Here is a 10,521-nt window from a genome sequence, read left to right on the forward strand (position 1 = left end):
TTAAAAGCTTGAAGTTATATTAAGAGTAAATCCATTAGATGATGGTACATTACGGCAGACACCACCTACACAAAAAATACCCTCTCGGACCTTACCATATCCTAATTCAAAACGGTTTGTTCCTTTGCTGTAGCCACAACTGATATTGAGGTAATGTACAGCCTCATAGGTTTTGCCTTCGCTAGTATAGCCGCCATTATATTGATCTACAAAAGCAAAAAACCAATGTGGAGAAAAGGTATATTCTACCAACCCCATTACCCAATCGCCTTGATCTTTGTAGTATTCTTCACTCTTATCAACTGAAAGGTATTGAAATTCACTTCTTAAAGTGTGTTTAGGTTTTATTTTGTAATTAACCTCTGCTATTCCAATTCTAGCATGTACGTTTTTGCCAATAATTTTCCCTTCTATGACATCTTTATTGTAAATAACATCTAAGTAGTTCAGCATAACCTTGACCTTTTTACTAACTTTCTTTTTTAGGTCGAAGTTTAAATCTCTAAAATAGAGTTCTTCATTAATAACACTAAAAAACATGGGGGTATGGTCTCTGTTTATGGTTAACTCTGAAGGGCCGCCATTGAGTCCATTAATTCTTGAATAATTGACAGCAACTTGTGTGCCATATTTACCACCTAATTTACTTTTCTTTTTAAAAGTATAGTTGATTTCCCCTTGAAACCCTAATTCTCCTAAAGGCTGAGTAGCAAAAGGGTAGAATGCAGCCAAGGTGTAAGCGTGTTGTTTACTTATGGCTGGAATGTAATTTAAAGTGAGTTCTTTTCCTGTACCACCTCTTTTAGAACGGTAATCCATATTGTCAACTCTATGTGCTTCTAACATTATACCCAAGCCTCTTTGAGAATAAGAAAGGTTAGTCATTAAGGCACTTCCTGGAGCAAAATTATTATAGGTTATACCACCTGCCGGATCATTATATTTATAGGCGTATTCTGTATTAAAAGAAATTTTACCTCTGTTAACGGTAGAACGAATAGCATAAGCAGCTACGTTTTCAGGCAAATTAAATACAGGATTGTTATCATCTTGAAAACGACTCACAAAACTACCTCCGATTATAGCATTTGTCTTGCTGCTTTCTAAAGAAGATATAGCTTCATTCAGGTTTAAGTCAGCATCGAACCCTCTTATAATACCCGGGCCTTGTTCCCAAAATAAACGTTGAGTAGCAACAAACCCTTTAAGTGATAATCCTTTTAGTGGACTATACTTTAAACGAACACCATCCATAACATTGTCGATGCCTAGTGTTTTTTCTTCGTAGCTTCTAAAGATAAGACCATTTCCAAATTGTTCGTAAAAGTTACCTACTGTTATATCTAAGCCATTAACATTATACTGAGCAAATCGATAGGGTATGCCATTGCCATTAAAGTTTGATTCAAAACCTTGCAAAACGTTTAAATAACTTTCGAAACGTACACCGGCTGTAAAGTTGCCTTTGTTATATCGAATATTAGAATAAGCATTCATGAGTATAAACTCATCAACCTTTTCAGCGTTTATGGCAGGGTCTTCGTAATAACTCTGGGTGCTTAGATTAAAATCACCCTGAATAGTACCGTTAGAATTATCTTGTGCCCAAGTTATAAACGAAAAAAAACTACAGGTAATAATAATAGTGAGTCTTTTCATAATTTATTTTGATAAGGCTTCTATTTTTTTGAATAAATCAAATTCGTCACCATCTTTATAACCAGTATGTTGATAAACGATTTCTTTATTTTCATTAAGTAAAAAAGTGTGTGGCACTGAGCCAACACCCATAGCTCTTTTGAGTTCGCCATTAGGGTCGCAATACACTTCGTAATCCCATAACAAGGCATTTACTTTAGGTTTTACTTTGCTCATATTTCTAGCATCATCAATAGAAATAGCAATGACTTTAACACCTGTTTCGTCTTGCCAATCTTCATAAACTTCGGCAATATTGTTTAACTCTTTAATACAAGGTTTGCACCAAGTTGCCCAAAAGCTAATAACAATAGGTTTGCCATCATTATCGAAATCAGAAGTGTTAAAAGTATTATTGTCAAGTGTTTTCAAGTCTACTTTTGGCAAAGTTCTATTTTGAGAAAAAGAGAGTAAACTGAAAGATAAAAAAGCGGTAAAAATCAATAATTTTTTCATAGTATTTTTTAGTTTTTAAGCATTAAAAAAAGGCCAGTAAATTAGTTAGGCTAATCTACTGACCTTTTTTGTTTTGAGCAAATTATCCTTTATCTAGTAACTGTGATTTTTATTGTACTTGTTTCACCATTTGAAGTAAGGTGAGCAAAATAAATACCACTCGTTAAACTACTAACGTCTAAATCCAAAGAATTATTTCCTGCATTTAAACTAAATGTTCTAGTAAGGTTGATTTCTCCAAGTATATTAACAACATCTAGCCTCAAATCTGAACTTTCAGAAAGGTTAACATTTATTGTCGCCTTAGAGTTCATAGGGTTTGGATAGATAACAAAACCAAAGTTGTCATTTTCATCAATTGAAGATGTTCCAGCTTCAGTATTTTCAAAATAAGTATCGTCTTCATTTTCAAAATTCTGAACGGTTTGTTGACTAATGATGATACCGTTGTTGTCTTCAATAGACCAATCTCCATCAATACCACCGTTAGTGTTAGTTGAAGCTGCTAAGCCATCACCATAATAATCAGTAATTTCAAATTTAAAACAGCCTATTGTTGGAAGTGTAACATCCCACGAATAAAGTTGATTGTTTCCTAATGGATTAGTTGCATCTGCAGGTGCTAATTGACCAGTTCCAGATATTCCAGCAGTAGCCTCATTTCCTTCAAACCAGATAATGTTATTGTTTTCGTCAGTGATTTGCATATAAGTTTCGTTACCATAGTTGTCTGTAAGTAGGTTGACTTTAACCATCTGAGAAGACTGACCAGTTGAAAAATTAACAGTATGAGACATAGAGTTGTCATTGTCATTATCATCAGTAGAAGTAATATTTACTTCAATTGTTTCTGTCTCAACAGTAATATTTCCAAAATTGATAGTCGTTGTTTCGTAAGTATCAAGGTTTCCGTCAAAATCGTCTGATGCAATAGTCTGTCCGTTAGCACTTACTTCAACACTAAATGAAGTTAGGGTATTTGTTCCCATATTTTGAACAACAACTGAGAAATTTCCTGATGCACTTGATTCACATCCGTTAGGAAGAATATCAGTATCAATATTTAACAAGGCAGCGTTTGTTCCTTCAGTTTCTGTAGGACAGTTTGCAATGCCGTTATAGTGTGCTGATGCTGATAATTGACCAGACACAGTAAGGGTTCTATTAGGACAAATAGTGTAAATAATTGGCCAGTAAGGTAGTTGGTACAAGTCGGCAATGTTGTCATCATTACTAATTGGGAAATTTACTTCATTTCCATCTGGTGCTAACCAGTTTCCAAGGTTGCTATTTTCCAATTCACTAAGTGCAGTAGTGGGATCTCCTTCAAACCATAAAATCATTATGTCATCCGTTGTGTTTGCACTAACGCCTGGTTCTCCAACAGGTCCGTGAGCTTCCCAAATTTCTTCGAATGTACCGCCTGAGTGGTAGTTCCAGCAAGGACCACACCAAGTTGCACTAATGTCTAGAATTACTGTGTATCCGTTGTCTAAGTAGTCATATAGTCTGTGTTCATTTCCATTGACGTCTGTAGTTGTAAAGTCAGGAGCAATCGAGCCATCAGGAAGTTGAGCCGATGCAAGGAATGAAGTCGATAAGAATAAAACTATAAATAGGTTTTTGATAAAGTTAGTCATAAATGTATTGTTTTGTTAGGTTCACAAATTTAAGCAAATTTAAATTTAATTATGTAATTCCCTTATTATTTTTATTCTAAACTGCAGTTTTGCTTTAAGGTTGATTACAAATTTATGTTAAAACTAGAGTTATTGACAAAAAAAATAGCCCGAAGGCTATTTTTAAAAATTGATTTTTTAATCTGATATTATTCTATTTTTAAGATATTTTGAGACTGAACGAACGATTTAGATTCAATGCTTACAGTATAAATACCTCTTACAAGTTCAGCACAATTTATGTTGACTGTATTAGAGCCTTTAATTAGATCTACATCATTTAATTCAAGAATTTTTGATCCTAATACATTATAGATCGAAATTTGTGCGTTTTCAACAAATTCATTTGAGCTAATAGTGAGTTCAGATTGATTATACACTGGGTTTGGAAAAACTCCAAACTCAATGGAAGAATTTTCTTTCATATTTAGCCCATTACCATCTGAGGTTATTGCAAAAATTGTTTTAACATCAGTGCCAAAATTTGGTTTAGTCAGTTCACTAATTATGTCAGTACTAACAAGATTATGACCTGTTACAGCATATCCAGATTGAACTGTTGCATCTGACAAACCATCGCCATAACTATCTAAAATATTTAGTTCATAACATTTTGTACCCTCTGGAAGTGCCACATAATACTCGAATGATTTATTAGCGTCTTCGCCTCCAGATCCATTGGAGCCTGGTCCTGCTTGGTAAGGGCCAAAGCTTTTTAAAGTATTCCCATCACTATCTTTTAGGTTCCAAGAAGTTTCTCCAGGGTAATTGTCTGTTACAATTGTAATTTTAATGGTGTTTTCTGTTTCAGATGGAGCAAGTTCAATTTCCAAGCTTGACTCATTACCATCACTAAAAGTATCTGTATTATTATTGACGGTCACTAATCGTGCAGTATAGGAGCTATTACCAGTAATGTTACTTATGGTATTAAACTCAACACTTCCTTTAGCTAGTGATGTTAAGTTACCGCTCCAATCCGTTGAGTCTATGGCGTTATCATTTTCATATAGCTTAACTTTTGCACTTGTCAAATTGTTAGTTCCAAAGTTAATGATTTCTACTGAAGGCGTTACATCTTCTCCAGAAAGACAAACTTTCTGAATATTGTCATGTAAAGCGGCGTTATTAGATGTGCCCTGAATACTATTTCCGCACTTTTCTTCAAAAAGGGCCTTTAATTGAGCTGGAGTTTTTTGTCCAAATTGATAGATTTTTTTATCGGGACAAATACCATAGATTGTAGGGTAATATTGGATTTGAAATGTAGTTGAAAGAGAGGCGTTGTCAATTATTGGGTATGGCGTTCCCGTAATCCAATCGCCTGTAGTGTTAGAGCCAGTTCCTTGTAAGTCAGCTAAGGATGTGTTGGACGCTCCTTCTATAAGTATTACCATAAGTTCATTACTAGCATCTGGTCCATACATATTATAAAGATTTTTTAAAGCGTGTGATTCATGGTAAGACCAACACGGACCGCACCAAGTTGCTGAGATATCGATGAGAACTGGAATGCCTTTGTCTAAATAGTCGGCAAAAAGAGAATGGCTGTTGCCATTGATGTCGTCTGCTGTAAAGTCTGGGGCAGTACTGCCATCAGCCATTTGAGCATTTGCTTGTGTAAAAAACACAAAACATAAGGGTAAGAGTAGTAGATTTTTCATTTCATTTAAGGGTTTTATCTAACAATTATTTTATGTGTTGAAGATTGATTTCCATTTTGTAGTTCTAAGAAATAAATTCCACCAACAAAGTCAGAAATATCGACTTGTAGTTTGCTATGACCTGCTGAGAAAGTTTTTTGTTGTGACATTACATTTTGACCTAAAAGGTTGTATAGTTTAAAGCTTATGTTACTAACTTTTCTTATCTCAAATTCAACGTTTACTTTATCAATTGCTGGGTTAGGATAAATATCAATCGATTCTATTGAATTAGTAGCTTCAGTTATACTAGTTGCAGAACCCATCTTCGGCTTCATATGAGTAGTATTCAATACTTCTTGCCTATCTTCAGTTACAAAAACAGCGATATCTAAATCCTCTAGTTTTAAATCAACACCTTGAATGTTCTCAGGTAGATTATAAAAAACTTGCTTATAAACCAGTGTTCCAGCTGAAATGGAATCTATTTTTTCACCCCATTGACCTGTTGGCAAGTGCCTTAGAATATGTTTATGCTTATATTCTGCGTCAGAACCATCAGCAGGGTTGAAACTACTTGCTCCAGATTGACTTCCAATGATATCGTCTTGTAAAACAGCAACATTGAGTCTGTTAAAATCAACATCTTGATCTTCGTTATAAAATACTTCTACTTCAACATATAGTTTACGTGTTGCCGTATCCACTACAGCATTCATGCCGATGTTTAGAACAGCTTGTTCTAATAAAACATCGCTTGACACAGAAGCCCAGGCATTTCTTCCCATAGACATCGCGCTACCACTAAATACGTGTCTATTTATAGTTCCTGTTGGGTAGCCTGATATTCCAGATTGACCTGCTAGAGCTGAGCCAAAATCTGTGTTTAAGTTCGGATAACTAGTAGGGGCGTATCCTCCTGTATGAACTCTTATTAGTACAATATCATTAGGATTTGCTACTTTAATATCATTAGCTATTTTATGTCCATCGGGGCAATATGGACAAAGACGACCAGTATATTCTTCGAGTAACACATTTTTATTTTCTACTTGAGTAGTATCTACAAGGTTCTGAGCGTTCAAAGAAAAGCTAACAATTGTAGCAATGAGAAGTAATTTTTTTTTCATAATTTTTAAGTTTAGAGTTATTAATCAATTAAACCACAACATATCACTTATTAAGGGACTGCTAAATTAATGAAAAGTTGCCTCTTTAGAAAAGGTAAAACTAGAGTCTTAGCATTTTCTTACGTCTTCAATTGTGTTTTTTGGCAGGTATAATAGCGAACTAGTTTAGTATGTTTTTACTATATTTGTAATGAATAAATTAAACACACAGATTTAATATGAAAAATTTACTATTAATATCGGCTGTTTTGGTCTCTTTATCAGCTTTTTCACAGAGTATTAGTGTTGAGGCTCACACAACAGAGGTTGACCCTACTTGTTGTACGACTCTAATTGGAGATATAGGAACTGAAATAACTGTTAGGAACACAACAAATTCATCAATAGAAATTAGTGTTTCTAGACAAACGCTCAATCAAACATTGGGAACAGAAAATTATTTTTGTTGGACATCGTGTTACGGTTCGCAAACCAGTGTTTCTCCTCAATCTAAACTCTTTTCTCCGCAAGAAGTGGATCAGAATAGTTTTCAGGTACATTACGACAACAAAGGTTATACACCAGCCTCTGCTTCGGTAAAGTATTGCGCCTTTGTTACTTCAAACCCTTCTGACTCGGCATGTACTATTGTTAATTATACTGTAGGTATTACTTCTGTTGAAGACAATTTTAGTACTGTTTCTTTTTCAGAATTTCACCCAAACCCTACGTCTTCGATAGCTTTTTTAGATTATAATCTAGATTATTCTGATGTGGCTGAAATTGTTGTAACTGACATGCTTGGAAATGTGATTCGTAAAGAAAATATTAGCAGCCAAAGTGGCACTCTAAAATTTGATGTTAGTAATACCAAAGCGGGTTTATATTTTGCAAACATCTCAGTTAATGGAGAGTTAAAAACAATAAAGCGTTTAGTTGTTAGCAAATAATTGATTTATTATAAATTTATAAAACCGGTCTTAGTGCCGGTTTTTTTTGTTTAATTTTACGAGCTTATTCTAAAAAAACGTATGTCAAATAGAAGAAGAAAACAAGAATCGCTTGATTATCATAAATTAGGTCGGCCAGGAAAAATAGAGGTTATTCCTACTAAAAAACACAGCTCTCAGCGTGATTTGTCTTTGGCCTATTCTCCTGGAGTTGCTGAACCTTGTATCAAAATCAGTGAAAACAAAGATGATGTTTACGAATACACAGCAAAAAGCAATTTAGTAGCAGTAATAACTAACGGGACTGCCGTTCTTGGATTAGGAGATATCGGCCCTGAGGCGTCTAAGCCTGTAATGGAAGGAAAAGGATTGTTATTTAAGATTTTTGCTGATATAGACGTTTTCGACATTGAAGTTGATGCTTCAGAAGTAGATAAATTTGTTGAGGTTGTAAAGTCTATTGCGCCAACCTTTGGAGGTATCAATTTAGAAGACATTAAAGCTCCTGAATGTTTTGAAATAGAAAAGCGTCTTAAAGAAGAATTAGACATTCCCATAATGCATGACGATCAGCACGGAACTGCAATTATTTCTGCTGCTGCACTTTTGAATGCCCTTGAACTCGCCGACAAAAAGATAGATTCTATTCAGGTTGTCATAAATGGTGCTGGTGCTGCTGCTATGTCGTGCGCTAAATTATACCTTTCGCTTGGGGCTAAGAAGTCTAATATTATTATGCTCGATAGCAAAGGTGTAATCAGAAAAGATAGAGATAATTTAACCCAAGAAAAAGCATTCTTTGCATCTGATAGAAATTTAAGCACACTTGATGAGGCTATGAATGGAGCTGATGTTTTTTTAGGTTTGTCATCTGGAAACATTGTTTCCAAAGAGATGATTAAGTCCATGGCTAAAACACCAATTGTCTTTGCTTTAGCAAACCCTGACCCTGAAATATCTTACAATGATGCTGTATCTGTTAGAGAAGATATCATAATGGCTACGGGGCGTTCTGACCACCCTAATCAAGTCAATAATGTCTTAGGATTTCCATACATATTTAGAGGGGCACTGGATGTTAGAGCAACAAGTATAAATGAAGAGATGAAATTGGCTGCAGTTCGTAGTATCGCTGAATTGACTAAAGAAGTAGTCCCCGATACAGTTAATTTAGCTTACGGAGAAAAAGTTATCACTTTTGGCCCAGAATATATTATTCCAAAACCTCTTGATAATCGATTAATATCTGTTGTAGCTCCAGCAGTAGCAAAAGCAGCCATAGAGTCTGGAGTGGCTCAAAAGAATATTTCGAATTTTGAAGAATATGCCCAAGAATTGAATAAACGATTGGGCTTAGACAATAAACTAGTCAGAAGAATTACTACCAAGGCTAAAAGAAACCCCAAGCGTATTGTCTTTGCAGAAGCCGAGCATTATAAAATTTTGAAAGCTGCTCAAGAAGTTAAAGATGAAGGTATTGCCATTCCAATTTTATTAGGTAGGGAAGGTAGAATTAGACAGCTAATTGAGGATAATGTTTTGGATTTAGATGACGTTCAGGTACTAGACCCTAAGAGTGATGAGCAAAGGGAAATGAGAAATCAATTTGGACAGATTCTTTTTGAAAAACGCAAACGCAAAGGAATGACACTGCCAGAAGCGCAAAAGCTGATGCGTGAGAGAAATTATTTTGGCTCAATGATGGTCGATCAAGGTATGGCTGACGCTTTTATTTCAGGAATAAGTAGAAATTATCCTAGTACATTACGCCCAGCCTTACAAATTATAGGAACTGAAGAAGGAGTTGATAAGGTAGCAGGAATGTTTATCCTTAACACTAAAAAAGGAACTCTATTTTTAGCTGATACCACCATAAATATTAACCCTACGGCAGAAGAGTTAGCTAATATTGCGATGTTAACAGCCAAGACAGTACGCCGATTTAATGTAGTGCCCAGAATAGCATTGTTGTCATATTCCAACTTTGGTTCATCAATGAACTCAAAGGTTGCTAAAATAACGGAAGCCTTAAAAATAATAAATGAGGCAGAGCCAACTTTATCGGTAGACGGAGAAATACAAGCGGATTTTGCTTTAAACAAAGAAAAGAGAGAGCAAATTTTCCCTTTTTCTGATTTAAAAGAGAATGCTAATACGCTTATTTTCCCCAACTTAGAATCTGGAAATATAGCCTATAAGTTAATGCAAGAATTTGACGATGTAGAAGCGATAGGGCCTATTTTGATTGGCATGAAAAAGCCTGTGCATATTTTACAACTTGGTTGCTCGGTGCGTGAAATTGTAAATATGGTAACTATTGCCGTTATTGATGCTCAAACAAAAAGAATATGATTACACACATACAAGGAAAATTAGTAGAGAAAAACCCTTCATTTGTCATTATTGATTGTAATGGGATAGGTTATTTCTTGAGAATATCATTGCAAACCTTTTCCAAGTTGTCTAATGATGAACATTGTATGCTTTTTACTCATTTGTCTATTAAAGAAGATGCCCATACCCTTTATGGTTTTTTCGATAAAGACGAGCGTGAGTTATTTCGATTACTTATTTCTGTTTCAGGAGTAGGCCCTAACACAGCTCAGATGATATTGTCTTCATTAACTCCACATGAGATACAGCAATCGATACTTACAGAAAATGTTAGAGTTTTACAGGCAGTAAAGGGAATTGGTGGAAAAACAGCACAACGTATCATTTTAGATTTGAAAGAAAAAATTGCTAAACTTGGAATAAGCGCAAATTCTTCCTCAATTTCATACAATACTATTCGAGAAGAAGCGTTATCGGCATTAACCATGCTTGGGTTTTCTAAAAACAGTATTGAAAAATACATTGATAAAGAACTGCAAGAAGATGGGAGTGTTGAGGTCGAAGAATTGGTTAAACGAGTACTTAAAAAAATATAGAGATGACTCTCTAATTTAATGGAATTATAGTGTTTCAAAATAAGGCAATACATAAA

At 34.8% G+C, this 10,521-nt stretch carries 8 protein-coding genes; 3 read left to right on the top strand and 5 right to left on the bottom strand.

Annotated features, from left to right (window positions below; all coding sequences use genetic code 11):
* The 5 genes from ISP71_03080 to ISP71_03100 all read right to left on the bottom strand — a co-directional run bounded on the left by ISP71_03080 (nucleotide 1) and on the right by ISP71_03100 (nucleotide 6,606).
* Entirely contained in the window at nucleotides 1–1,659 is a 1,659-nt protein-coding gene (locus ISP71_03080; protein MBL6663066.1) for a hypothetical protein, read from the bottom strand.
* Between the two features lie 3 nt (nucleotides 1,660–1,662).
* Nucleotides 1,663–2,154 (bottom strand): TlpA family protein disulfide reductase, encoded by a 492-nt coding sequence (locus tag ISP71_03085; GenBank protein ID MBL6663067.1) that lies wholly within the window; start codon nucleotides 2,152–2,154, stop codon nucleotides 1,663–1,665.
* Nucleotides 2,155–2,243: 89 nt separating this feature from the next.
* Nucleotides 2,244–3,794 carry a T9SS type A sorting domain-containing protein gene (locus ISP71_03090; protein MBL6663068.1) on the bottom strand — a complete coding sequence of 517 codons (1,551 nt, stop codon included), beginning with the start codon at nucleotides 3,792–3,794 and terminating at the stop codon, nucleotides 2,244–2,246.
* 188 nt (nucleotides 3,795–3,982) lie between these two features.
* The gene (locus ISP71_03095) at nucleotides 3,983–5,497 is read right to left on the bottom strand and encodes a T9SS type A sorting domain-containing protein (GenBank protein MBL6663069.1); all 1,515 of its coding nucleotides are present in this window, start codon (nucleotides 5,495–5,497) and stop codon (nucleotides 3,983–3,985) included.
* Between the two features lie 14 nt (nucleotides 5,498–5,511).
* The gene (locus ISP71_03100) at nucleotides 5,512–6,606 is read right to left on the bottom strand and encodes an Omp28-related outer membrane protein (GenBank protein MBL6663070.1); all 1,095 of its coding nucleotides are present in this window, start codon (nucleotides 6,604–6,606) and stop codon (nucleotides 5,512–5,514) included.
* Between the two features lie 218 nt (nucleotides 6,607–6,824).
* On the opposite strand from ISP71_03100, the gene ISP71_03105 reads away from it, so the two are divergent.
* The 3 genes from ISP71_03105 to ruvA all read left to right on the top strand — a co-directional run bounded on the left by ISP71_03105 (nucleotide 6,825) and on the right by ruvA (nucleotide 10,465).
* Complete coding sequence (locus ISP71_03105) at nucleotides 6,825–7,535, top strand: T9SS type A sorting domain-containing protein (protein MBL6663071.1); 711 nt, start codon at nucleotides 6,825–6,827, stop codon at nucleotides 7,533–7,535.
* 81 nt (nucleotides 7,536–7,616) lie between these two features.
* Nucleotides 7,617–9,887: an NADP-dependent malic enzyme gene (locus ISP71_03110; protein ID MBL6663072.1), complete on the top strand. Its 2,271-nt coding sequence runs from the start codon at nucleotides 7,617–7,619 to the stop codon at nucleotides 9,885–9,887.
* Nucleotides 9,884–10,465: a Holliday junction branch migration protein RuvA gene (gene ruvA / locus ISP71_03115; protein MBL6663073.1), complete on the top strand. Its 582-nt coding sequence runs from the start codon at nucleotides 9,884–9,886 to the stop codon at nucleotides 10,463–10,465. The genes ISP71_03110 and ruvA overlap by 4 nt, the downstream gene beginning before the upstream one ends.
* Nucleotides 10,466–10,521: the final 56 nt, after the last annotated feature.

It is taken from the genome of Flavobacteriales bacterium (assembly GCA_016779995.1).
Classification (GTDB): domain Bacteria; phylum Bacteroidota; class Bacteroidia; order Flavobacteriales; family UBA7312; genus UBA8444.

What these genes read in the sequence shown, in the direction of transcription:
- ISP71_03080 (MBL6663066.1), bottom strand. Translation starts at nt 1,659, where the DNA reads ATGAAAAGACTCACTATTATTATTACCTGTAGTTTTTTTTCGTTTATA.
- ISP71_03085 (MBL6663067.1), bottom strand. Translation starts at nt 2,154, where the DNA reads ATGAAAAAATTATTGATTTTTACCGCTTTTTTATCTTTCAGTTTACTC.
- ISP71_03090 (MBL6663068.1), bottom strand. Translation starts at nt 3,794, where the DNA reads ATGACTAACTTTATCAAAAACCTATTTATAGTTTTATTCTTATCGACT.
- ISP71_03095 (MBL6663069.1), bottom strand. Translation starts at nt 5,497, where the DNA reads ATGAAAAATCTACTACTCTTACCCTTATGTTTTGTGTTTTTTACACAA.
- ISP71_03100 (MBL6663070.1), bottom strand. Translation starts at nt 6,606, where the DNA reads ATGAAAAAAAAATTACTTCTCATTGCTACAATTGTTAGCTTTTCTTTG.
- ISP71_03105 (MBL6663071.1), top strand. Translation starts at nt 6,825, where the DNA reads ATGAAAAATTTACTATTAATATCGGCTGTTTTGGTCTCTTTATCAGCT.
- ISP71_03110 (MBL6663072.1), top strand. Translation starts at nt 7,617, where the DNA reads ATGTCAAATAGAAGAAGAAAACAAGAATCGCTTGATTATCATAAATTA.
- ruvA (MBL6663073.1), top strand. Translation starts at nt 9,884, where the DNA reads ATGATTACACACATACAAGGAAAATTAGTAGAGAAAAACCCTTCATTT.